The organism is Microbacterium xylanilyticum, assembly GCF_054654695.1.
The window spans coordinates 3,531,387-3,553,302 of sequence record NZ_BAAIEN010000002.1; the positions used below are offsets into that span (position 1 = coordinate 3,531,387).

At 72.6% G+C, this 21,916-nt stretch carries 22 protein-coding genes and 2 pseudogenes; 7 read left to right on the forward strand and 17 right to left on the reverse strand.

The genetic code is table 11. From position 1 onward, the window contains the following. Positions 1-2: 2 nt before the first annotated feature. The 3 genes and pseudogenes from ACYQ1L_RS17600 to ACYQ1L_RS17610 all read left to right on the forward strand — a co-directional run. Positions 3-206: pseudogene (locus ACYQ1L_RS17600) on the forward strand (ATP-binding cassette domain-containing protein); the annotation flags it as partial. Beyond that, positions 140-925 (forward strand): annotated as a pseudogene (locus ACYQ1L_RS17605) (AAA family ATPase); the annotation flags it as partial. The pseudogenes ACYQ1L_RS17600 and ACYQ1L_RS17605, both read left to right, overlap by 67 nt. Next, entirely contained in the window at positions 880-2,619 is a 1,740-nt protein-coding gene (locus ACYQ1L_RS17610; RefSeq protein ID WP_460005305.1) for a hypothetical protein, read from the forward strand. The pseudogene ACYQ1L_RS17605 and the gene ACYQ1L_RS17610, both read left to right, overlap by 46 nt. 238 nt (positions 2,620-2,857) lie before the next feature. On the opposite strand, the gene ACYQ1L_RS17615 is transcribed toward ACYQ1L_RS17610, so the two are convergent. From ACYQ1L_RS17615 to hemE, 11 genes are all read right to left on the reverse strand, one after another. Continuing rightward, complete coding sequence (locus ACYQ1L_RS17615) at positions 2,858-3,313, reverse strand: hypothetical protein (protein ID WP_460005306.1); 456 nt, start codon at positions 3,311-3,313, stop codon at positions 2,858-2,860. Positions 3,314-3,433: 120 nt separating this feature from the next. Beyond that, on the reverse strand, positions 3,434-4,756 hold the full coding sequence (hemL, locus tag ACYQ1L_RS17620) for a glutamate-1-semialdehyde 2,1-aminomutase (RefSeq protein ID WP_460005307.1): 1,323 nt from the start codon (positions 4,754-4,756) through the stop codon (positions 3,434-3,436). Positions 4,757-4,871: 115 nt separating this feature from the next. After that, a complete protein-coding gene (gene hemB / locus ACYQ1L_RS17625; RefSeq protein WP_460005852.1) occupies positions 4,872-5,864 on the reverse strand; it encodes a porphobilinogen synthase in 993 nt (330 codons plus the stop codon). Positions 5,865-5,893: 29 nt separating this feature from the next. Continuing rightward, complete coding sequence (locus ACYQ1L_RS17630; protein WP_460005308.1) at positions 5,894-6,688, reverse strand: uroporphyrinogen-III synthase; 795 nt, start codon at positions 6,686-6,688, stop codon at positions 5,894-5,896. An 11-nt stretch (positions 6,689-6,699) separates the two neighbouring features. Then, positions 6,700-7,746: a hydroxymethylbilane synthase gene (gene hemC / locus ACYQ1L_RS17635; protein WP_460005309.1), complete on the reverse strand. Its 1,047-nt coding sequence runs from the start codon at positions 7,744-7,746 to the stop codon at positions 6,700-6,702. Continuing rightward, positions 7,743-8,447 carry a hydrogen peroxide-dependent heme synthase gene (hemQ, locus tag ACYQ1L_RS17640; RefSeq protein WP_460005310.1) on the reverse strand — a complete coding sequence of 235 codons (705 nt, stop codon included), beginning with the start codon at positions 8,445-8,447 and terminating at the stop codon, positions 7,743-7,745. The genes hemC and hemQ overlap by 4 nt, the downstream gene beginning before the upstream one ends. A gap of 84 nt (positions 8,448-8,531) precedes the next feature. Continuing rightward, complete coding sequence (locus ACYQ1L_RS17645; protein WP_460005311.1) at positions 8,532-8,795, reverse strand: hypothetical protein; 264 nt, start codon at positions 8,793-8,795, stop codon at positions 8,532-8,534. Further along, a complete protein-coding gene (locus ACYQ1L_RS17650; RefSeq protein WP_460005312.1) occupies positions 8,785-9,189 on the reverse strand; it encodes a phage holin family protein in 405 nt (134 codons plus the stop codon). Before ACYQ1L_RS17650 ends, ACYQ1L_RS17645 begins: the two co-directional genes overlap by 11 nt. A gap of 1 nt (position 9,190) precedes the next feature. Further along, complete coding sequence (locus ACYQ1L_RS17655) at positions 9,191-9,604, reverse strand: hypothetical protein (RefSeq protein ID WP_460005313.1); 414 nt, start codon at positions 9,602-9,604, stop codon at positions 9,191-9,193. Positions 9,605-9,811: 207 nt separating this feature from the next. After that, complete coding sequence (locus tag ACYQ1L_RS17660; protein ID WP_460005314.1) at positions 9,812-11,371, reverse strand: protoporphyrinogen/coproporphyrinogen oxidase; 1,560 nt, start codon at positions 11,369-11,371, stop codon at positions 9,812-9,814. Further along, on the reverse strand, positions 11,371-12,420 hold the full coding sequence (gene hemE / locus ACYQ1L_RS17665) for a uroporphyrinogen decarboxylase (RefSeq protein WP_460005315.1): 1,050 nt from the start codon (positions 12,418-12,420) through the stop codon (positions 11,371-11,373). Before hemE ends, ACYQ1L_RS17660 begins: the two co-directional genes overlap by 1 nt. A 108-nt stretch (positions 12,421-12,528) precedes the next feature. Here hemE and ACYQ1L_RS17670 point away from each other — a divergent pair, with 108 nt between their 5' ends. Then, positions 12,529-13,866 carry a glutamyl-tRNA reductase gene (locus ACYQ1L_RS17670; RefSeq protein ID WP_460005316.1) on the forward strand — a complete coding sequence of 446 codons (1,338 nt, stop codon included), beginning with the start codon at positions 12,529-12,531 and terminating at the stop codon, positions 13,864-13,866. Positions 13,867-13,998: 132 nt separating this feature from the next. Further along, entirely contained in the window at positions 13,999-14,409 is a 411-nt protein-coding gene (gene arr, locus ACYQ1L_RS17675) for an NAD(+)--rifampin ADP-ribosyltransferase (protein WP_460005317.1), read from the forward strand. Between the two features lie 3 nt (positions 14,410-14,412). Here arr and ACYQ1L_RS17680 read toward each other — a convergent pair whose 3' ends face one another. Both ACYQ1L_RS17680 and ACYQ1L_RS17685 read right to left on the reverse strand, forming a co-directional pair. Beyond that, positions 14,413-15,351 (reverse strand): metalloregulator ArsR/SmtB family transcription factor, encoded by a 939-nt coding sequence (locus tag ACYQ1L_RS17680; protein WP_460005318.1) that lies wholly within the window; start codon positions 15,349-15,351, stop codon positions 14,413-14,415. A gap of 2 nt (positions 15,352-15,353) precedes the next feature. Further along, complete coding sequence (locus ACYQ1L_RS17685; RefSeq protein ID WP_460005319.1) at positions 15,354-15,824, reverse strand: SRPBCC family protein; 471 nt, start codon at positions 15,822-15,824, stop codon at positions 15,354-15,356. Between the two features lie 80 nt (positions 15,825-15,904). Here ACYQ1L_RS17685 and ACYQ1L_RS17690 point away from each other — a divergent pair, with 80 nt between their 5' ends. Beyond that, entirely contained in the window at positions 15,905-16,495 is a 591-nt protein-coding gene (locus ACYQ1L_RS17690) for an HhH-GPD-type base excision DNA repair protein (protein ID WP_460005320.1), read from the forward strand. A 6-nt stretch (positions 16,496-16,501) separates the two neighbouring features. Here the strand turns inward: ACYQ1L_RS17690 and ACYQ1L_RS17695 are convergent, their stop codons facing one another. Together ACYQ1L_RS17695 and ACYQ1L_RS17700 are read right to left on the reverse strand one after the other, a co-directional pair. After that, complete coding sequence (locus ACYQ1L_RS17695; protein WP_460005321.1) at positions 16,502-17,791, reverse strand: alpha-L-fucosidase; 1,290 nt, start codon at positions 17,789-17,791, stop codon at positions 16,502-16,504. Then, on the reverse strand, positions 17,788-18,765 hold the full coding sequence (locus tag ACYQ1L_RS17700) for a family 20 glycosylhydrolase (protein ID WP_460005853.1): 978 nt from the start codon (positions 18,763-18,765) through the stop codon (positions 17,788-17,790). Before ACYQ1L_RS17700 ends, ACYQ1L_RS17695 begins: the two co-directional genes overlap by 4 nt. A gap of 162 nt (positions 18,766-18,927) precedes the next feature. On the opposite strand from ACYQ1L_RS17700, the gene ACYQ1L_RS17705 reads away from it, so the two are divergent. Further along, positions 18,928-20,247 (forward strand): glycoside hydrolase 5 family protein, encoded by a 1,320-nt coding sequence (locus ACYQ1L_RS17705; RefSeq protein ID WP_460005322.1) that lies wholly within the window; start codon positions 18,928-18,930, stop codon positions 20,245-20,247. A gap of 13 nt (positions 20,248-20,260) precedes the next feature. Here the strand turns inward: ACYQ1L_RS17705 and ACYQ1L_RS17710 are convergent, their stop codons facing one another. Next, on the reverse strand, positions 20,261-20,746 hold the full coding sequence (locus ACYQ1L_RS17710) for an adenylyltransferase/cytidyltransferase family protein (RefSeq protein WP_159574580.1): 486 nt from the start codon (positions 20,744-20,746) through the stop codon (positions 20,261-20,263). A gap of 113 nt (positions 20,747-20,859) precedes the next feature. Then, positions 20,860-21,882, reverse strand: coding sequence for a LacI family DNA-binding transcriptional regulator (locus ACYQ1L_RS17715; protein ID WP_460005323.1), 1,023 nt, complete (start codon positions 21,880-21,882; stop codon positions 20,860-20,862). Positions 21,883-21,916: the final 34 nt, after the last annotated feature.

Sequence of the window (21,916 nt, forward strand, 5' to 3'; positions counted from 1 at the left end):
GGATGACCGACGGACAAGTGCTCGAGTTCTCGCATGCGACGAAGCGCTTCGGCGTTCTCACCGCTGTCGACGACCTCTCCGCCCGCATCGAGCCCGGCGCGGTGACCGCGTTCCTCGGGCCGAACGGCGCAGGCAAGACGACTTCGCTGCGGATGCTGCTCGGGCAGATCCGTCCGACCTCCGGCACCGCGACCATCGGCGGCGTGCCGCACTCCGAGCTGCGCCACCCGCTGCGCACCATCGGATCCGTGCTCGAGGAGGCGGTCTACCGCCCCGGCGCACCGCGCCTCGCCAGCTGACGATCGCGGCGAAGGCGAACGGCATCCCCCTCTCGCGCGTCGACGAGGTGCTCGCCCTGGTGGGCCTGCAGAACGAGACCGAGACGCGCATCGGCGCCTACTCGCTCGGCATGCGCCAGCGGCTGAGCGTCGCGGGCGCGCTCCTCGGCGACCCCGGCGCGCTCGTGCTCGACGAGCCCGCGAACGGCCTCGATCCCGAGGGCATCCGCTGGATGCGCCTGCTCATGCGGCGCCTCGCCGACGAGGGACGCACGGTGCTGGTCTCCTCGCACGTGCTGAGCGAGATCGAGCAGATCGCCGACAACGTGCTCGTGCTCTCCAAGGGCCGTCTGGTGTACGCGGGCAGCATCGGCACACTGTCGGATCCGACCACGGGCTCCGTGGTCGTCGACGCCGAGGACCGCGACGCCCTCACTGCTGCGCTGGGCAAGGCGGGACTGAGCTTCGACGTGCTGCGCTCCGGCCTGACGGTGCACAACACCGACGCCGCCGCGGTCGGCGCCGTCGCCGCGGCCGCGGGGCTGGCGCTCACACGCTGCAGCAGCGCGGACCGAGCCTCGAGGAGGTCTTCCTCGACCTGGTGCACGGCCGCCGCGACCCGCTCACCGGGTCGATCCCCGTGCTGACCGCGCCCGACGCGGGCTCCGCGGAGGGTTCGGACGGTGGCAACGCAGCCGAGGCCTCCGCGGACGCTTCCGACGGAGGCGCCGCGGCAGAGGGCGCATCGCGTGACCGGAGCGCGGACGAGACCGCTCCCGCCCAGGACACCGACGAGCAGGGTACCGGCGAGAGCGACGCACCCACAGCCGGGCTGTTCGGCGCCGCCGCCGCGCCGGTGGTCGCCGCCGCGGGCGCCGGGGTCGCCGGCCTGTTCGGGGCGGGTTCGGCCGAGGCGGGCACCGTCGCGATCCCGACCACGCGCCGTGAGGCCGCCGAGTTCGCCGCCGCGCAGAGCGCCCAGGACGCCGAGCGGGCCGGGGCCGATGGAACCGACGAAGGCGCCGCCGAGGGCGCGGACACGGCTGGCGAGGGGATCGCCGAGGAGAGCGCCGCCGGTGATGAGGGCGCTGCGGGTGCGGGCGCCGCCGACACGGGAGCCGAGGGCGGCGAGCCCGAAGGCGAGTCGGTGACGACGGATGAGCCTGGCGATCACGGATCCGAGGCTCCGGACTCCGGCGAGGCCGACGCCGCGCAGGGCGACGCGACCGAGGCGGAGACGACCGAGGCTGCGGGCGAGGCCACCGAAGACGCCGAGGGCGCTGCCGACGTGACGGCCGAGGGCTCCGACGTCGAAGGCTCGCAGGGCGACGCGGACGGCTCCGAGGAGTCACAGGGATCCGTTCACGACGACACCGGCGAGATCGAGACGCAGGACGAGAGCGGATCCGAGGAGATCCCGTCCAGCGGAGAGACTGAGACGGCGGAGGTGGCCCCCGAGGAGCAGCCCCGCGACTCCGTCGAGGAGGCCGACGCAGAGCGCGCCGACGGCGAGACCACGGACGAGAGCAGCGCGATCGCCGCGGGGGTCGCGCTCACCGCTCCGATCGTGGCCGACTACACGCCCGGCGAGCCGCACGCCGACACCGACGCGGCCGAGGCGGAGGGCGCCGACGATCGTCAGGACGGCTCCGGCGACGGTCCCGAGGCTCCGCTCACCCACGCCGCCGAGGACACGGACGAGCAGGGCGTGGCGCTCGGCTCCTTCGAGACCGCCGCGCTGACCATCCCCTCCGCCGCGACCCCGGTGTCGTTCGACGAGCTGATCACGGGCGTGCCCTCCGCCGTGCAGGAGACTGGCGAGGCCGACACCGACGGCGCGGACGGACGGGGCGAGGACGCGCAGGGCGATCAGGCGCAGGACGACGCCGCGCAGAAGCAGGACGACGACGCGCCGCACGACGCCGGCGACGACGCCGGGCAGGATGCGGTGGACGACGCCCCGACAGCCGCGACCACGGTGATCACCACGCCGCCGGCCGAGGACGAGTTCGTCACGCCCGAGCCCACCACGGAGACCACCGAGATCGCCGGCATCGAGATCTTCGCGGCGCTCGAGGAGGGGCGCACCCAGGAGATCCAGGTCATCCTCGGCGACACCCCGGAGGAGGACGATGACCTCGAGGACGACGTGACCCAGGGCGAGATCCACCACGACGAGGATCCGCGTGCCGCCGCCGTCAGCGCGTCGCTGGCCGCGGCCGCGCGGGCGTTCTTCACCGATGACGCTCCCTCGTACACCCCGGGGGCCCACCCGCGACGAGGACGCCGAGGAGCGGCCGACCGCGGAGCCGCACGGCGACGACGAGCAGCGCGACGGTGAGCGCCACGACGGCGACGAGCACCACCACGACGGGCACCACGACGGCGACCAGCACCACGAGCACCACGGGAGCTGATCCGCGTTCCGCGTGCGAAGCGGCGATCGTCTGAGGACGGTCGCCGCTTCGGCGTTCTCCGGGCGAACCACGGTCGGCACTGCACGGACCGCACGCATGGGGGCACGCACCGGGGACGTGCCGGGGAGCGCGCGCCCGGCGGCGCCCCGGCGCCCGCGGCGCTCAGGCCGGACGCACCGCCGGCTTGCGCTTGCGGGCCGGGTGCGCCGGCTCGACGACGGGGATCGCACCGGTGGCGGCGATGTCGGTGACCTCGGCGAGCTCGCTGGTCGCGTCGAGGCGCAGCGCCTGCGCCAGCGCGAGTCCGTGCCGGGTGGTGAGGATCAGCCGCTGGAACTCCGCGCCCTCGAGGTCGATCACCACGCTCGGCTTGTGCCGTCTGATCAGCACGAAGTCGTTGCCGTTCGCGGACTTCCAGGTTCCCGCCGCCAGCACGAGCGGCACGTGGGTGCCCGGGCTGCCGACGCCGCGCAGCCAGGTCCAGGCATCATCGGTGAGCTGCACCTTGACGATCGCCTCGCGGGCGATGTGCAGGTTGTCGCGGCGGAACGAGACGGCGCGCTCGAGCGGAGACAGCTCCACCTCGAGGCGGGTCCGATCCAGCAGCAGCGTCACCATTCCTCCAGTCTGCCAGCGTCGTCTCGGATCCGCCCGCGAGGCATCTCACAGGACGGCAACGATCGCGCTGGCCGGGATCCACAATCCGGATCCGCGGCCAGGGCGACCTCGGCCGGGCTGTCAGGCCGTCGCGCGGGCCGCGGCCTCGGCGGCCGCCGGGAGCGCGGCCTCGATCGCGGCGAGCTCGGCATCGCCGTGCGCGGCGGTGAGGAACCACGCCTCGAACACGCTCGGCGGCAGCGCCACCCCCTGCTCGCGCATGGCGTGGAAGAACGGGGCGTAGCGGAACGCCTGCTGCGCCTGGGCCTCGGTGTAGTCGCGCGGCGCCGCGTCGGCGAACGCGACCCCGAACAGGTTGCCCGCGCGGGGCACCGCGTGCACGACGCCCGCCGCGGTGAGCGCGCTGTCGAGCGCCGCGGACAGGCGCGCGGCTGCGGCGTCGATCCCGGCGTACACCTCGGGCGTCGCCAGCCGCAGGGTCGCCAGGCCCGCGGCGACCGAGAGCGGGTTCCCGCTCAGGGTGCCGGCCTGGTACACCGGACCCGTCGGCGCGAGCTGGTCCATGACCTCGGAGCGGCCGCCCAGGGCCGCGAGGGGCATGCCGCCGCCCACGACCTTGCCGAACGTGATGATGTCGGGCAGGTACTGCTCTCCGGCCTGCTGCTGCAGACCCCAGAAGCCGGCGGAGTGCACGCGGAAGCCGGTGAGCACCTCATCCAGGATCATCAGGGCGCCGTGCGCGTGCGCGGTCTCCGCGATGAGGCGGTTGAAGCCCGGCTCCGGGGCGACCACACCCATGTTCGCCGCGGAGGCCTCGACGATCACCGCCGCGATCCGGTCGCCGTGCTCGGCGAACACCGCCTCGAGCGCCTCCGGCGAGTTGTAGTCGATGACGAGCGTCTGCGCCGCGATCGGGGCGGGGACTCCCGCGGATCCCGGCAGCGCGAGCGTGGCGACACCGGATCCGGCCGCGGCCAGCAGCCCGTCCGAGTGCCCGTGGTAGTGCCCGGCGAACTTGACCAGCAGGTCGCGTCCGGTCACGCCGCGGGCGAGCCGGATCGCCGTCATGGTGGCCTCGGTCCCGGTGGAGACCAGGCGCACGCGCTCGACGGGGCGCACGTCGCCGTGCCGCACGCGGTCGGCGATGATCGCGGCGAGCTCGACCTCGCCCTCGGTGGGCGCCCCGAACGACAGGCCGCGGGTCGCCGCCTCCTGCACCGCCGCGACGACCTCGGGGTGGGCGTGCCCGAGCAGCGCCGGTCCCCAGGAGGCGACCAGGTCGAGGTAGCGGTTGCCCGCGGCGTCGGTGACCGTCGCCCCCTCGGCGCTCGCCAGGAACCGCGGCGTGCCGCCGACGGAGCCGTAGGCGCGCACGGGCGAGTTCACCCCGCCGGGGATCACGGCACGGGCGGCGTCGAACAGGTCGTCATTGCGGTCGGTCATGGATCCATTCTTTCTAGGGAGCCTGTGCCGCTCCTCATCGTTTCCATGCGCGCAACTGGCTCCATCCAGGCCCCGGAGCCAACCATTTGCGCGCTTCGAAAGCACGTGGATCGGCTCAGCCGCGGGCGATCCAGCGGGCGGCCTCGGTCGCCCAGTACGTCAGCACGGCGTCGGCGCCGGCGCGGCGGATCGACAGCAGCGACTCCAGGATCGTGCGCTCCCGGTCGAGCCAACCGTTGCGGGCGGCGGCCTCGATCATCGCGTACTCGCCGGAGACCTGGTACGCCCACACCGGCACGTGCACGGCGTCGCGCACCTCGCGCAGCACGTCCAGGAACGCCATCGCCGGCTTCACCATGACGACGTCGGCGCCCTCGGCCTCGTCCAGCAACGCCTCGCGCACACCCTCGCGCCGGTTGCCCGGGTCGATCTGGTAGGCGCGGCGGTCGCCCTGCAGCTGGGAGTCGACGGCCTCGCGGAACGGGCCGTAGAAGGCGCTCGCGAACTTCGCGGCATAGCCGAGCAGCAGCACGTCCTGGAAGCCCTCGGCGTCCAGCGCGTGGCGCACCACGGAGACCTGGCCGTCCATCATGCCGGACAGGCCGAGCAGCTGGGATCCGGCCCGCGCCTGGGCGAGAGCCATGGCGACGTACCGCTCCAGAGTGGCGTCGTTGTCGACCGAGCCGTCGGCCGCCAGCACCCCGCAGTGCCCGTGGTCGGTGAACTCGTCCAGGCACAGGTCGGTCTGCACGACGAGCACGTCGCCGACCTCCGCGGCGACCGCCGCAGTCGCGACGTTCAGGATCCCGTCGGGGTCATCCGCCCCGGATCCGATCGCGTCGTGCACCGTCGGCACGCCGAACAGCATGATCCCGGTGACGCCCGCCTCGGCCGCCTCCACGGCAGCGCGGCGCAGCGAATCCACCGTGTGGTGCTGCACGCCGGGCATGGATCCGATGGGCGTGGGCTCGGTGATGCCTTCGCGCACGAAGGCGGGGAGCACGAGGTGCCGCGGGAGCACGTCCGTCTCGCGGGCGAGCGAGCGCACCGCGGCGGACTGGCGCAGACGGCGGGGGCGGACGTCGGGGAAGCCGGCCGACGCGCCCAGCCCGGCGGCGCCGGAGCGAAGTCCGCCGGTCACGGTGCGAACTCGTCTGCCGCGTGCGGAAGGGTGAACTGCGAGACAGCGTCGATGAGCGCGTCCACGGTCTGCGCGTCGGCGACGACCGTGATCGGCAGGCCGGCCTTCTTCGCGTCCTTCGCGGTGCGCGGGCCGATCGCCGCGAGCAGCGTCGTGTCCGGGATGTCCGGGAACTGCTCGCGCACCTGCTGCGCCACGGAGCCGCTGGTGACGAGGATCGCGTTGATGCGCCCGTTCTGCACATCGCGCATGATCCGCTCGGTGACCGGCACGCCGACCGTGCGGTAGGCCACCACGCTGGACACGTGATGCCCGGCCTTCTTGAGCGACTTGGTCAGCAGCGGCTTCGCGATCTCGCTGCGCAGGGTCAGGATCCGCTTGGGCTCCGGCTCGAGGGCGATGATCTGCCTGGCCATCCCCTCCGCGGAGTTGTCGTCCTCGGGCACGAGGTCGACGTGGTAGCCCACCGCCATCAGGGCCGCGGCCGTGGTCTCGCCGACGGCGGCGATCTTGGTGGACGCGGGGATCTCGGCGCGGTGCGCGAAGAGCACGTCCACGGTGGTGGCGCTGGTGACCGTGAGCCAGTCGAACTCGCCGGCGGCGAGCTTCACGAGCGCATCGTCGAGAGCGGCCTGGTCGTTGGTGGGCGCGAAGTTGATCAGCGGCGCGACGACGGGCACCGCCCCCTGGGCCCGCAGGCTCGCGGCGACACCGTCGCCCCAGGGACCGCCGCGCGGTACGAGCACGCGCCAGCCGGTGAGCGGCTTGGCCTCTTGCTTCGATTCAGTCATCATCATCGGGTTCAGGGGCGCGGAAGAAGATCGGCCGCCCCACGTTCGAGCAGCCGACGGGCAACAGACAACCCGATCTCACGAGCTGCGGAGATCGGGTCTGCACCATCGGCAGAGTCCGCACCGTTGCCCCTGCCGTCCCGATGAATATACTCCTCGGCCAGGCCCGCTGCCTCAACGCTTCCTGGACGCAGCGCCTCGGTGACGTCGATCCCGATCCGCCAGCCGTCGTGCGGCGCGTACACCACCGCGCGCACCCGCAGATCGCCGCCGGACAGCTCGGCGTGCGCGGCCATCGGCGCCTGGCAGCCGGAGTCCAGCCCCTCCAGCACGGCCCGCTCCGCGGTCACCGCGATGCGCGTCGCCTCATCGTCGAGCGCGGCCAGTGCCGCGAGCAGCTCGGCCGGCGCGTCGGCCGTGGTCTCCACGGCGAGGGCGCCCTGTCCCGGCGCGGTCGGCCACTCCGCAAGGCCGAGGGGCTCCGCCCTGAGGTCGCCGAGGACACCGGTCTCCTCCTGGCCGTCACCCAGCCGGTACAGCCCGGCGGCGGCGAGGATCACGGCGTCGAGCTCGCCCTTCGCGACCCGCTGGACGCGGGAGTCGACGTTGCCGCGCAGGTCCACGGTGTGCAGGTGCGGGTTGCGCACGTGCACCTGGGCGATGCGGCGCGGCGAGCCGGTGCCGATCGCGGATCCGCTCTTCAGCTCGTGCAGGGGCGTCCCGTCTCGGGTGATCGCGACATCGCGAGCGTCGGCGCGGGCAGGGGTGGCCGCGATGACGAGCCCGTCCGGCACGGCCGTGGGCAGGTCCTTCAGGGAGTGCACCAGGAAGTCGCACTCGCCGCGGAGCAGCGCCTCGCGGAGCGCGGTGGCGAACACGCCGCGGCCCCCGATCTCGCTGAGCGACGCGCGGTTCGTGTCGCCCTCGCTCGTGATCGGGACGAGTTCGACGCGGCGGCCGGAGACCTCCTCCAGTGCCCGGGCCACCTGCCCGGACTGCGCCTGGGCGAGCGCGCTGCGGCGGGTGCCGAGGCGGATCGCGCCGGCGGCAGAGGTCACTGCAGGACCTCGGCGATCTCGTCGAACCGCAGCCGGCGACCGGTGTAGAACGGCACCTCCTCCTTCACATACCGACGCGCGTCGGTGTAGCGGAGGTCGCGCATGAGGTCGACGAGCTCGGTGGGGTCGTCGGCCTCGAGCGGCAGCAGCCATTCGTAGTCGCCCAGCGCGAACGCGGCGACGGTGTTGGCGATGACCCCGCGGAACGCGGCGCCCTTGCGTCCGTGCTCGGCGAGCATGCGGCGGCGCTCGTCCTCCTCGATGAGGTACCACTCCGGGGTTCGCACGAACGGGTACAGGCACAGCCAGCCCTTGGCCTCGACGCCGCGCAGGAAGCCGGGCACGTGGGCGCGGTTGAACTCGGCGTCGCGGTGCACGCCCATCACGTTCCAGGTCGGCAGGAGGCTGCGCAGCAGCTCGGTGCGGCGCAGGCGGCGCAGCGCTTTCTGCAGCTCCTCCGGGCTCGGGCCGTGCAGCCACACCATGAGGTCGGCGTCGGCCTTCAGACCGGACACGTCGTAGAAGCCGCGGACGCTGATGCCGCCGTCCTCGATGTGGCGGACGATGTCCTCCAGCTCGGTGGAGTCGGTCTCGAGAACGGGTGCGGCGGGGTCGCGGCGCCACACGGCCCACAGGGCGTAGCCCTGCGGAGAGGCGTCGGAGTCGGCGGCGAGCACGGGTGTTTCTGCAGCTTCAGCCATGGCTACCAGTCTGCCCCCTCCGCCTATGCGGCAGGGGCGCATGACGGATCCGACCGGATCCGACCGGATCCGCGCGCGGTCGGATCAGCGCGCGATGCTGCGGGCGATCGCCCAGACCAGGCCGCCGACGACCACGGCGACGCCGGCGGCCGCCGCCACGGCTCCGACCGGGTTGCGCTGCGCGAACGTGCGCGCCCTGCCCCCGGCCTTCTGCAGCTGGCGCGGCACGTTGGTCTTGTCCTCGATGGCGAGCAGCGCCGCCTTCAGCTCGGCGCGTGCCGAGGCCACCGGGTCGACGATGCCTGCGGGCACCGCCGTGCGCGGGATGTTCACCGGATCAACGGCCATCGCCGGCCTCCTTCACGATGCGGACGTCGGTGGCCACGGCCTGCGCGGGGTTCTCCCGGCGCAGCACCCGGCGGAACTTCAGGATCCCGAGCAGCGCGAACACGAGCACGGCGAGCAGCAGGATCCCGAACGTGATGATCGCGGAGAGCCACACCGGGAACCACGAGGAGAGCCCGGCGATCGAGAACACGAGCACGACCGGAACGGCCCAGAACAGGAAGAACAGCGCGACGAGGAACCAGACGCTGCCGATCCCGGCGTCCTTCGAGGTGCGCGCGACCCAGGTCTTCGCGGCGTCGATCTCCGCCTTGACGAGGTTGGTGACGAGTTCGGGCAGATCGCCGAGCAGCGTCAGCAGGCTGTCGTCGGCGCGGTCCCGGTAGTCCTTGACCATGTCAGGCCTCTGCGGCCGGCTTCTTCGGCGCGCTCTTGCGAGCGGTCGAACGCGGCTTGCCGTCGGCCGCGGCCACCGTGGCCTCCGCGGCGGCGACGGTCTCCTCCGCGGCCTGCTTGACCTCGGCCGCCACCGTCTTGCCGCTGGCGATCGTCGAGTCCACGCGCTGGCCGGGCGTGCCGTCGGACGTCGCCGCCTTGACGATCTTGACCGCGCCGGTCCACAGCGCCTGCGGCACGGCCGCCGCCTGCGACTTCGCGAAGTCCTGCACCTTGTGCACCTGCGCCTGCACCGGGTCGAGGTGCCACACCTTGAGCCACTGCTTCTTGATCTGCTCGTACCGTTCGCGCCCTGCACGGGTGCCCAGCACGTAGCCGACGCCGAGTCCGACGACGAGTCCGATCTTCCCCTTCATGGGGTCCCCTCACGTTGTGGTCGGTCTTTCCGGACCTCCAGCGTAACCCTGTATGCCGTTCTCGGCATCTATCGTCCGTCAGCCGCCGTTATTCGGCCCTCGCACGCACTGGATCCAGCGTTCAGGTCGCGAAATCTGCGGTTCCCGCCTGCAGGTGGCGCAGATTCTGCGACCTGAACGCTGCACGGGGCCGTTATCCGGTGCGGCTCAGCCCCAGAGCAGTGCGTGTCGGATCCGCTCCGCCTCGGCCCTGGCGTGCGGGACGACCTGGGCGAGTCCGGTGCCGCTCAGCCATGCCCCGGTCGCGGCGACGCCCGGCACGGCGGCGATCGCGGTGGCCGCGGCCGTCCTGCGCTCGGCCGCCCCGAGCACCGCGGACGGCTGCGCCTGCACGAAGCGGGAGCGGTGGCTGCCGCGCAGCTGGTCGGGGCGCAGCGGGACTCCGAGCAGTGCGGACGCCTCGGCGAGCGCGAGCGCGGCGGCGCCTTCGTCGTCGAGCGCGGCGGTGGCCGGCTCCTCATCCTGGGAGCCGAACGACACCCGCACGACGTGCCGGGATCCGGCCCGTTCGCGCAGCCACGCCCACTTCGCGGTGCTGTGAGTGAGCGCCTTCGCGGTGTGCGTGCCGGGAACGGTGAGCACACCGGATCCGCGCGGGGCGGCGTCGAGCTCCGGGGCGTCGAGCACGAGGGTGACGATCTCGATGCGCGGAGAGGATCCGGCCGCCACCGCGGCGAGCTCGGGCACGTGCGGCGCGAGCAGAAGGCGGGCGGTCGCCTCGTCGGCGGCCACGATCACGGCGTCGAATGGCGCGGATTCCTCGGCTCCGATGGTCGAGGACGCGTCGTCCCGTTCATCTCCGTCCTCGATCGGCGACGCTGACGGGTCCAGATGCACGATCCAGCTGTCGCCGTCGCGGTCGAGGCGCTCGACCGGCGCGACCGTGCGCACCTCGGATCCGAGCAGTTCGATGCGCGCGATGAGCGCGTCGACGAGCCCCGCCATGCCTCCGTCGAGCCCCTGCACTGCAGCCCCCGGGGCGCGCCCTGATCCGCCGGTGAGCTCGGCGACGGCGCCGGAGAGCGAGCCGGCCCGGGTCAGCGCCGCGTTCAGCGCGGGCGCCGCCACGTCGACGTCGATCTCGTCGGGGTGCGCCGAGTAGACGCCGGTGCCGACGGGGGCCACCAGACGGTCGAGCACGCGGGCGCCCATGCGCTTGCGCACGAGCCGCCCGAGGCTGTGGTCGTGCCCGATCGTGAGCGGCGGGCGCAGCCGATCGACCCACGCGCGCCACGTGCCGCGCCAGCCGATCACACGGCGCACGTCCTCCGCGAAAGGATTGGCGGGGATGCCGAGCAGCCCGCCCTTCGGCAGCGGAGCCGCTCCGCCCGGGATGCCCGCGACCCACGCGCCGCCGGGCTCGGGCGACACCACGCGGGCCCCGAGGCCGAGGTCGTCGATGAGCGCGCGCACGTGGCCGCCGCGCACCGCGAAGCTCTCCGCTCCGGCGTCGAACACGAGCCCGTCCGCCTCGCCCGCCTGCACGGCGCCACCTGCGCGATCCTGCGCCTCGAAGACGGTCACGTGCGCGCCGATCGCGGCCACGGACTCGGCTGCGACGAGCCCGGCGATGCCGCCACCCACCACGGCGACCCGCAGGCGTGCGGCGCGCTCAGCCAGCTCGAGGGCGGGTGCGCCGGCCTGCTGAGCCTCTGCGGGCACGCCCCCGTCCTCCCCGTCGCCGGGCACCGCACGCGGGTCGGTCATCACAGCGCCCCGACGGGCTGAATGCGCACGGCGTGCACGAGCTCCACGATGCGGGTGAGCACGGCCGGATCCGTCTCCGGCGGCACGCCGTGCCCGAGGTTCAGGACGTGCGCCCGCGCCGCCGTGCCGCGCCGCAGGACCTCGCGCACGTGCGCCTCCAGCACGGGCCACGGCGCCGTCAGCAGCGCCGGGTCGATGTTGCCCTGCACGGTGACGTCGCCACCGAGCAGTGCCGCGGCCTCGTCCAGCGGCAGGCGCCAGTCCACGCCGACCGCGTCGGCACGCCCGCCCAGGCGCATGTCGGCGAGGAACGGCCCCGTGCCGACCCCGAAGTGGATCACCGGCGCGTCGATGCCCTCCACCGCGGCCGCCGAGTGCGGCGCGACGAAGGTGCGGTAGTCGGCGGGGCTGAGGGATCCCGCCCACGAGTCGAACAGCTGCACGGCGCTCGCACCGGCCGCGCGCTGCGCCGCGAGGAACGTCTGCGACACCCGGGCGAGCCAGCCCGCGAGCCGGTTCCACGACTCCGGATCCGTGTGCATCATGGCGCGTGCGCGCAGGTGCTCCTTGGACGGGCCTCCCTCGACGAGGTACGCGGCGAGGGTGAACGGCGCACCGGCGAAGCCGATCAGCGGCGTGCGATCGCCGAGCTCGGCGACGACGAGCCGCACGGCCTCCTCGATCTGCGTCGTGTCGAGGGATGCGGGATCGATCGCCGTGATCCGGGCGACGTCGGCCGCCGTGCGCACCGGGTCGGCGAACACCGGGCCGCGGCCGGGCTCGATCTCGACCTGGACGCCGGCGAGCCTCAGCGGCACCACGATGTCGCTGAAGAAGATGCCCGCGTCGACGCCGTGCCGGCGCACCGGCTGCAGCGTGATCTCCGCCGCCAGGTCGGGGGTGAGGCAGGCGTCCAGCATGCGGGTGCCCACGCGCAGGTCGCGGTACTCGGGCAGCGAGCGCCCTGCCTGGCGCATGAACCACACCGGGGTCGTCTCGGGGCGGGTTCCGGCAAGGGCGCGCAGCAGCGGGGCGTCGTCGAGGGGCATGGATCCATTCTCCCCGACGCCTGCTTAGCGGCGGATGGGCGCGGAACCCGGACGTCGCCGCCGACCGCTTCCAGGATCCGCAAAGCACGCGGCGCGTACACTGACAGAGTGCTGCTCTGCGTCACGGCCAATCACAAGACGGCCCCCTTCGACCTCCTCGAACGACTCAGTCGCACCCCGGATGACCTGGCCGGGTCCCTTGCCGAGGGATCCAAGGGCGCCGTCGTGCTTGCGACCTGCAACCGCTTCGAGGCCTATGTCGACGTCGAGGGAACGGCCGACGAGCGCGACGTGGCCCGGATCCTGAGCACCGTCTCGGACCGCAGCGGGATCCCCGCCGACACCCTGACCGCGTCGTCGTCGGTGCACTCCGGCCCGCGCGTCGTGGAGCACCTCTTCTCGGTGGCGTCCGGACTCGAGTCGGTCGTGTCGGGCGAGGGCGAGATCGCCGGACAGGTGCGCCGCGCGCTCACCTCCGCCCGCAAGCACGGCACCACCTCCCCTGAACTGGAGCGGCTGTTCCAGCGCGCCAGCGAGGCGCAGCGCAAGGTCAAGAACGACACCGCCCTGGGTCGCGCCGGTCGCTCACTCGTCCGCCTGGCGCTCGAGCTCGCCGACAGCCGCATCGCCGACTGGAGCGCCGCCCGCGTGCTGCTCGTCGGCACCGGGGCCTACGCCGCGGTGACGCTGGCGACGCTGCGGGAGCGCGGTGCGCACGACATCAGCGTGCACTCCCCCTCGGGCCGCGGAGCGGCGTTCGCCGCCAAGCACGGCATCCGCGCACTGCCGAAGGCCGAGTACGCCCGCGCCGCGGCGAACGCCACGATCGTCATCACCTGCACCAGCGCAGAGCATCCGGTGCTCGACGCCGCGATCCTGCGCGCAGGCCGGGCCCCCGCTCTCGCGGCGCTGCCCGCCGAGGCCGCCGCCGAGTGCCCGGTTCCCGATCATGGCGCCGCCGGATCCGCGCCGTCGCAGCTGATCGTCGACCTCGGCATGCCGCGCAACGTCTCCCTCGATGTCGCGGAGGTGGAGGGCGTCGCCCTGCTCGACCTCGAGACCATCCGTCTGCACGCGCCGCTCGAGGAGCTTCAGGCCACCGACGCCGCGCGGTCGATCGTGCGCGCCGCGGCCGCGACGTTCCACGAAGTGCGCGCCCGCGAGAGCGTCACCCCGGCCGTCGTCGCCCTGCGGGGGCACATCTTCGACCTGCTGGAGGCGGAGATCGAGCGCGCGCGTCGCCGCGGCGACGAGGACGGCCGGGTGGAGCAGGCCATGCGCCACCTCGCCGGTGTGCTCCTTCACACGCCCACCAGCCGCGCGCACGAGCTCGCCGCCCAGGGCCGCGGATCCGAGTTCATCGCCGCCGTCGAGACGCTTTACGGGCTCACCGCCGAACCTGCGGCAGAGCGCGACTCCGGGCAGGCCGACGCCGCCACGGCCTGATCAGGCCCGCGGACTGATCCTGCATTTCGCGCATCCGCTCCTGCATCTCGCGGATCGGTGCGGCGAGACGGATCGCCGACGAACCCGACATGGGCGCGCACCGCGTCGCCCACGCCCGGTTAGCCTGGGACGGTGAGCGACGTGACAGACGAGGGACCGTTCCTCCACGGCACCAGGGCCGACCTCCAGCCGGGCGACCTCCTCACGGCGGGGTTCCGCTCGAACTACCGCCCCGAGATCGTGATGAACCACATCTACTTCACGGCGCTGCGCGACGGCGCCGGCCTCGCCGCCGAGCTCGCGGCGGGCGACGGCGAGCCGCGGGTCTATCTCGTCGAGCCGACAGGTCCGTTCGAGGACGACCCCAACGTCACCGACAAGAAGTCCCCGGGCAACCCGACCCGCTCCTACCGCAGCACCGAGCCGCTGCGGGTGGTCGCAGAGGTGCACGACTGGCCCCGCCTGAGCGCCGAGGCGCTGCAGGCCTGGCGCGACCGGCTCGCCGCCGTCCTCGACGACGAGCGCGGCGAGATCATCAACTGACCGTCAGTCCGCGGATCCGCCGGCGAAAAGCGCGGTGAGCCCGGAGAACAGTTGCGTCCATCCGGGTTCGAGTCCCGCGACCGCCTCGGCGGCACCCGCGCGAACGCCGTCGACGTCGATGCGCAGCGCGACCGCCGTGGCAGCGCCGTCGCCACTCGATGCGATCGAAGCGCCCTCGTCGTCCAGCTCGACCGAGTAGACGGCGTCGAACAGCGCCTGCCCCGCCTCGTCGAGGGGCGCGAGCGCGAACACCAGGCGCCGGCAGGGCTCGACCTCGAGCACGCGCCCCTCGGAGCGGTAGGTCGCCCCGCCGGGCTCGCCGAGGGCGAACCGGATGGGCGCACCGGACTCCGGCGCGATCTCCAGCTCGCGCACCTCGAAATGCGAAGGCGCCCACCATCGCGCGGCCTGGCGCGGGTCCGTCCAGGCTCGCCACACGGCGTCGGCGGATGCGGGAACTCCGGTGCGGAGGGTCAGCGCGCGGGCACGACCGGGATCCGCGTCCTCGCGAGCGATCCCCTGTGCGTACGCGGCGAGTGCGTCGTCATCGGCGTCGTCCCGGGACCACGCGCCCAGGTGCGCGGACAGGGCCGCGAACGCGGCGCGGTCCAACTGGGCGACACGGCGCCGCCCCAGCTTGTGCACCGTGATCAGCCCGGCCGCCTCGAGCGCCTGAAGGTGCTTGGTGGTCTGCGGCTGCAGCGCGCCGATCGCCTCCGCGACTCCGCCGACGGTGCTGGCGTTCTGCGCGAGCACCTCGAGGATGCGGTAGCGGGTCGGCTCCCCCATCGCGGCGAACGCGCGCTGCGGGTCGGGATCTCCGGATCGGTGGTCGGCAGTGAGCGCCGGATCCGGCCCGGCGACGGGCCCACCCGCAGACTCCGGCGCACCCGCGGGCCCGGGCTCCGGCGCACCCGCGACTTCGGACGACGATCGGGCCACGGTCACTCCGCAGCGACGAGGGCGGCGAGGTTCTCGAGCTCGTTCGCCCGGCCGGCGAGCAGGCGCTGGGTCCACACCTCGTCGTGCAGCGGCTCGACGTGCATGACGATGCGGGTGCCGCCGTCGTCGGTCGCGTGCAGCTCGATCTCGGTGAGCTGCTCGTACTCGTCGTGGCCCGGCACGAAGTCGATGATCGAGGCGTAGCCGAGCCGGGTCGGCTCCTCGATCTCGGTGAAACGCTTGCGCGACGGGGTCGACAGCGGCATCCCGTTCTGCTCCATGAAGGCCACCTGCTCAGGTGCCACGGCGGTCATGGTGTACTCGAGCGCGCCCCCGGGACGCAGGTCGAGAGTGGTCACGTCGGTGCGGAAGCCGTCCGGCGCCCACCAGCGCGAGATGCCCTCGGGAGTGGTCCAGAGCTCCCAGACGCGCTCGGGGGTGGCGGTGACGGTGCGTTCGATGATCTCGTTCATGGATCCATGATGCATTCGTCTAGACGAATATGTCAAGCACTTCTTCTTCACGGATCCGGCGGCGATGGGAGACTGGATCCATGGCCCTTCACATCACCGGAGACACCGCCGCCGACGCCCTGCTCACCGACAACCCGCTCGCCCTTCTCGTGGGGATGCTGCTGGACCAGCAGGTCGCGATGGAGACCGCGTTCGCCGGCCCGCTCAAGATCGAGCAGCGCACCGGCGCGACCGACGCGGCGACGATCGCGTCCTACGACCCGGACGAATTCCTCGCGGCGTTCAAGCAGTCGCCGTCGGTGCACCGCTTCCCCGGTTCGATGGCGGCGCGCGTGCAGACGCTGTGCCAGACGCTCGTGGACGACTGGGGCGGCGACGCCGCGAACCTGTGGACCCGCCCCTCGACGGGCTCGGAGACCGGGCCGGACGGCCCCGAGGTGCTGCGCCGCCTGAAGACCCTCCCGGGCTTCGGCGAGCAGAAGGCGAAGATCTTCCTCGCACTCCTCGGCAAGCAGTACGGCTTCACCGGAGCGGGCTGGCGGGAGGCGTCGGCACCCTACGGCGAGGACGGATCCTTCCGCTCGGTCGCCGACATCGTCTCGCCGGAGTCGCTCGCGAAGGTCCGCGAGCACAAGCGCGCGATGAAGGCCGCCGCCAAGGCGAAGGCCTGATCGCGCTCACATCATGACCATGTCGCCGTCGTGGGCGCGGTACTCCTCGGTCGCGGGGATGGCCGGCTCCGACTCGGCGCCGGTGAGATAGCCGCGCACGGCGGCGAGCACGGGAGCAGGACCGTCGAGCACGATCTCGAGCGTGCGGACGGTGCGGCGGCGGAAGGCGTGCAGCCGGCGGATCCCCACGGTTCCCCCACCGCAGACCTCGTCGCCCTCGTCGGTCACACGGTGCCCGACGATCCGCTGCCCGTTCTCGAGGCGCTCGACGAGTTCGAGGTGGTCGATCATGACGTCCGCGCCGAAGTCGACGCGCCAGCGTCCGTCGCCGAACGGCGTGAGCGCGGCCTCGAGGGGAGAGCCGAAGCGCCGGCTCAGCTCTGCCGCGTACTCGCCGAGCCGCGCGAGATCGGCCGGGTCGATGAGACCATCGCGGTTCGGGGGCACGTTCAGCAGCAGGTTCGCGCCGAGGCCGAGCGAGCGGTAATGGATCCCGAGGAGGTGTTCGAGACCCTTCGGCTCGTCGCCGGGCTGCCAGAACCAGCCGTGCCGCAGCGACACGTCGCACTCCGGCGGCAGGTAGCGCGCCCCGCCGAGGCCGAGCATCGCGTCGGTGTGCACGTCGTTGGGCGTGACGTCGACGACGTACTCGACGGGATCGGTCGCGAGACCGTCTTCGTTGCCGACCCACCGGATGTCGGGATCGCCCATGTTGAAGATCACGGCATCGGGCTGGTGCCGGCGGACGATGCCGGCGATCCGCTCCCAGTCGTAGACGCGGCCAGCGGATCCCGCGCCGTCGAACCACACCTCGACGAGGTCGCCGTACTGCGTGACGAGCTCAGTGAGCTGAGCGCAGTAGACGTCGTCATAGGCCTGCGGATCCGGATAGCGGGGGTCGTGGCGGTCCCAAGGCGAGAGGTACAGGCCGAGACCCATCCCTGCCTCGGCGCAGGCATCGGCCAGCTCCCGGACGACGTCGCCGCGGCCGTCCCGCCACGGGCTCGACGCGACGGAGTAGTCGGTCGTCGCGGTCGGCCACAGGCAGAAGCCGTCGTGGTGCTTCGCGGTGAGCACGACGTAAGCTGCGCCCGCGGTGCGCGCCGCGGCCACCCACTGGCGGGCGTCCAGCTGCGCCGGATCGAAGCCGGACGCGGGCAGGGTGCCGTCGCTCCACTCGACTCCGAAGAACGTGTTGAGCCCGAAGTGCAGGAACACGCCCGTGCCCGCGCGCTGCCACCGCAGCTGAGCGGGCGTGGGGCACAGCGCCGCGGTCTGCGCGGAGATGGGGGTCACAGGGTCTCAGCGTAGACCGCGGTCGCGACCGAGCCGATCGCGGCGTCCAGCTGCTCGAACTCGGTCAGGGACAGGGCGGATCCGGCGTTCCACGCGCGCTCAGTGATCGCCCGCAGCGGAGCGCGGATGCCCGTGGCGACCTCCGCGAGACTCTGCGCCTCGGGCCGGTCGGACCACACCGCGAACGACACGCCGAGCAGCCAGTCCGGGTACGGCCGCGGGAACTCCTGCGGCACGGTGCTCTGCCCCGCGGGACCCCAGAGTGCCGGGAACACCCCCGGATGCCAGTCCGCCGCCCAGATCCGCGCGGCCGTCGGGTACCGGTAGCCGGCGTTCTCGCCGAGCACGTAGTAGAACAGCGCGTCGTTGACGTTGACGATCCGGTGGCCCGCGGCGAGCGCATCGGCGACCGGGCGCATGTGCGCGTGCCAGTTCGTCCACCAGGTCAGCACGATCTCCGGATCCAGGAGCTCGACCGCACTGCGCAGCAGGCCGTCGTTCCAGGCGCGCGCCTCGAGGCCGCGGTCGCGCAGATGGGCGGCGACGCGGTTCGCGAAGGCGGTGAGCAGGTCGAAGCCGGTCCCGGCGGGCCCGTACCGCTCCCGCGCCGCGGCCGCGAGACCGGGGAACTCGGCCATACGGTCGAAATCGACGAACTCGTCGCCGCCGAAGTTCCAGCGGGTGCTGTGCGGGAACACGGCGATCAGGTCGTCGATGAGCGCGAGGGCGAAGCGGATCGGATCCTTGCGGGTGATGTCGAGGGCATGATCGGTGGCGAGGCCGGGCGCCTCCGGCAGCCACAGCTCCGGATGCGCGGTCAGCACGTGCCGCAGGTGCCCCGGCATGTCCAGGGACGGGACCAGGTCGATGTGCAGGTCGCCGGGAGGGCGACGTACATACTGAAACGCTATAGCCGAAACCTTGCCACACCCGGAATGCCTCGTCCAGTCGCAGCTTGCACCCCGTCGAACAATCCCTGATTTCCCGCGTTCTGCTGGTCATTGCGACCGATGACGACATCCTTAGCCTTGGGTCATTTGACCCAGATGGTGACTAAACCCCTATAGTTGATGGATCTCCGCCCCCGCGCCGATGCACTACGCTCACAGGCCTGGACGTCTCCGAGAGGACCCCGCGTGACCACGCCCGCCACTGCCCATACCCCCGTGCGGTTCGGTGCGAACTACACGCCGTCGCAGGAGTGGATGCACGCCTGGCTCGACCTCGACCTCGACGCCGTGCGGCGCGACTTCGCCGGGCTCGCGGCGCTCGGCCTGGACCATGTGCGGATCTTCCCGCTGTGGACCGTGCTGCAGCCCAACCGCACCCTCATCCGCGAGAAGGCGATCGCCGATGTGCGAGCGGTGGTCGACACGGCTTCCGAGTTCGGTCTGGACGCGAGCGTCGACGTCATCCAGGGGCATCTGTCGAGCTTCGACTTCATCCCGTCGTGGCTGTTCACCTGGCACGACAAGAACCTGTTCACCCACCCGCAGGCGCTGAGCGGCCAGGTCGCGCTCGTCGAGCGCCTGGGCGAGGCCCTGCGCGACGCCCCGGGCTTCCTGGGCTTCACGCTCGGCAACGAGGTGAACCAGTTCTCGGCCGCGGTCCACCCGCACCCGTGGCCGGTCACCCCTGACGAGGCGGCGGGCTGGCTCACCACGCTGCTGGACGCCGCCCAGCGCTCGGCGCCCGGGCTGCCGCACGTGCACAGCGAGTACGACGCCGCGTGGTACATGGACGGGCACGGGTTCGTGCCGACGCATGCGAGCCGCATCGGCGCGATGACCACGGTGCACTCCTGGATCTTCAACGGCACCGCGCAGCGCTACGGCGGGCGCAGCGCCGCGAGCGACCGGCACGCGGAGTACATGATCGAGCTCTCCCGGGCGTTCGCGACGGATCCGCACCGCCCGGTGTGGCTGCAGGAGGTCGGCGCCCCGTCGAACTGCCTGGAGCCCGAGCAGACCCCCGGCTTCCTCGAGGCGACGGTGCGGGCGGCAGCGCGCACGGAGAACCTCTGGGGCGTCACGTGGTGGTGCTCGCACGATGTGAGCCGTGCGCTCGCCGACTACCCGGAGCTGGAGTACTCCCTCGGGCTCATCGATCAGACCGGGACGGCGAAGCCGATCGGGCGTCGCTTCGCCGAGATCATCCCCGAGCTGCGCGAGCGACGTCCCGCGCCTGCACGCCCGACCGCGATCGTGGTCGAGGTCGACGAGCAGGAGGTACCGGTCAGCCGTGCCGCGATGAGCCCCGGCGGCGCGATCTTCCAGGCCTGGGTCGACGCGTGCGGATCGGGTCTCGACCCCGCGTTCGTGACCTCGCACGTCGCGGCGGATCCTGCAGCCCTCGCCGCGCGCGGCATCACCGAGCTGATCCGACCCGACCTGAGCACCGGATCCGGGACCTACTCCTCGAACAACACCGTCGTGGAGGCCCGAACCGGATCCTGACGGGGTCCGGTGGTCAGGCTCCGGCGGATCCGTTGACCCGCTCGGCCTCCTTGGCCGCGACGATCTTGCGCAGGCCGGAGCTCGAGAAGCGGTGGTCCCGGCGGTTGAAGTACAGCTCGATGCCCGCCTCCTCGCAGTAGGCGCGGCCGGTGAAGTCGCGGTCCTGGTACTCGTCGCCGACGATGCGGACGTCGAGCTTGAAGGAGCGGAGGATGTCCTCCAGGTCCTGCTCGGTGGAGTACGGCACGATCTCGTCGACGTACTCGCAGCCGCGGAGCTGGATGTAGCGCTCGACCACGGTCTGCGTGGGGGCGTTCTTCTCCGGGCGGTCGAGCGTGGGATCCATCTGCAGACCGCAGATCAGGTAGTCGCACTGCCGCTTGGCCTCGGCGAGCATCATGATGTGGCCTGCGTGCAGCAGGTCGAAGGTGGAGAACGTGATCCCCACGCGCGGGCCCGGGTTGTAGTCCTGGTGCTTCTTCGCGGCGTCCGGCGTCATCTGCGGTTCCTCTCGTCGGGCGTAGGGAGATCCTATCCGACCGGCCCGCACGCTTCCGGAGAGCGGCCGCCTCCCGGAAGCGCCCGACGCGGCAGCCCTCGGCCCGCGCCGCGTCACTCCGCGGGCGCGGCCGTGCTCTCGCGGATCGTGAGGGCGGGCGCGGTGCCGCGGCGCGAGGGCAGCGGCTCGGCGGATCCGATCCGCTCCAGCAGGAAGGTCGCCGCCTGCTCGCCGAGGGCGAAGGTGTCACGGGTGAGGCAGGTGATGGACGGGTGCACCAGCCCAGTGACCACGGAGTCGTCGAACGACGCCACCGACAGCGCGCGCGGCACAGCGACGCCCATCTCCTGGGCGACCCTGAGGCCCGCGATCGCCATCACGTCGTTGTCGTAGACGATGGCGCTGGGCCTCGCGGCACGGCTCAGCAGCGTGCGCGTGGCCGCGGTCGCCGCCGCCGGGGAGAAGTCGGTGACGAGGGTCTCCCCCGTCACGCCGCGACCCGCGAGCGCGGCGAGCACGTCGGAGCGGATCCGGGTGTGCTGGAACTCGGCCGGGCCGGAGACGTAGGCGATCTGGCGGTGCCCGAGCGCGGCGAGGTAGTCGAACAGGGCGTGCGCGGCTGCTTCGTCGTCGAGCCAGATCGTCGGCGGATCGCCGGCGGAGTCGCTGCTGCCGATCACGACGGCCGGCAGCGGGAGGGAGGGCAGCAGCGCCAGGCGCGGGTCGTCGTCGCGCGGGTCGATGACGATCACGCCGTCGACCTGGTTCGCACTGCGCCAGCGCCGGTAGGTCGCCATCTCCTCCTCGATGGAGGAAACCACGACGAGCTGCAGGGCGATGCCGTGCAGGGCGAGCGCGGACTGCACGCCGACGATGAGGTCGGTGAAGAACGCCTCGGTGCCGAGGGTGCGCGCAGGGCGGTTGACGGCGAAGCCGACGACCCCGGCGCGGGATCCGACCAGTGCGCGGGCGGCCGAACTCGGCTGCCACTGGTGCTGCTCGGCGATCTCGAGGATGCGCTGCCGCGTCTGCTCGCTGACACCGGGGCGCCCGTTCAGCGCGAACGAGACGGCGCCCGGCGACACACCGGCGAGGCGCGCGATATCGGCGATGGTGATGCGCTTCGCCTGTGACATAGACTCACCGTACTAGATCGTTTTAGTTGGACCT

Bases quoted from the DNA above. Each gene is read 5' to 3' on its own strand.
- ACYQ1L_RS17615 (WP_460005306.1), bottom strand. From the start codon at position 3,313: ATGGTGACGCTGCTGCTGGATCGGACCCGCCTCGAGGTGGAGCTGTCT.
- hemL (WP_460005307.1), bottom strand. From the start codon at position 4,756: ATGACCGACCGCAATGACGACCTGTTCGACGCCGCCCGTGCCGTGATC.
- ACYQ1L_RS17630 (WP_460005308.1), bottom strand. From the start codon at position 6,688: ATGACTGAATCGAAGCAAGAGGCCAAGCCGCTCACCGGCTGGCGCGTG.
- hemQ (WP_460005310.1), bottom strand. From the start codon at position 8,447: ATGGCTGAAGCTGCAGAAACACCCGTGCTCGCCGCCGACTCCGACGCC.
- ACYQ1L_RS17645 (WP_460005311.1), bottom strand. From the start codon at position 8,795: ATGGCCGTTGATCCGGTGAACATCCCGCGCACGGCGGTGCCCGCAGGC.
- ACYQ1L_RS17650 (WP_460005312.1), bottom strand. From the start codon at position 9,189: ATGGTCAAGGACTACCGGGACCGCGCCGACGACAGCCTGCTGACGCTG.
- ACYQ1L_RS17655 (WP_460005313.1), bottom strand. From the start codon at position 9,604: ATGAAGGGGAAGATCGGACTCGTCGTCGGACTCGGCGTCGGCTACGTG.
- ACYQ1L_RS17660 (WP_460005314.1), bottom strand. From the start codon at position 11,371: ATGACCGACCCGCGTGCGGTGCCCGGCGACGGGGAGGACGGGGGCGTG.
- hemE (WP_460005315.1), bottom strand. From the start codon at position 12,420: ATGCCCCTCGACGACGCCCCGCTGCTGCGCGCCCTTGCCGGAACCCGC.
- ACYQ1L_RS17685 (WP_460005319.1), bottom strand. From the start codon at position 15,824: ATGAACGAGATCATCGAACGCACCGTCACCGCCACCCCCGAGCGCGTC.
- ACYQ1L_RS17690 (WP_460005320.1), top strand. From the start codon at position 15,905: ATGGCCCTTCACATCACCGGAGACACCGCCGCCGACGCCCTGCTCACC.
- ACYQ1L_RS17710 (WP_159574580.1), bottom strand. From the start codon at position 20,746: ATGACGCCGGACGCCGCGAAGAAGCACCAGGACTACAACCCGGGCCCG.
- ACYQ1L_RS17715 (WP_460005323.1), bottom strand. From the start codon at position 21,882: ATGTCACAGGCGAAGCGCATCACCATCGCCGATATCGCGCGCCTCGCC.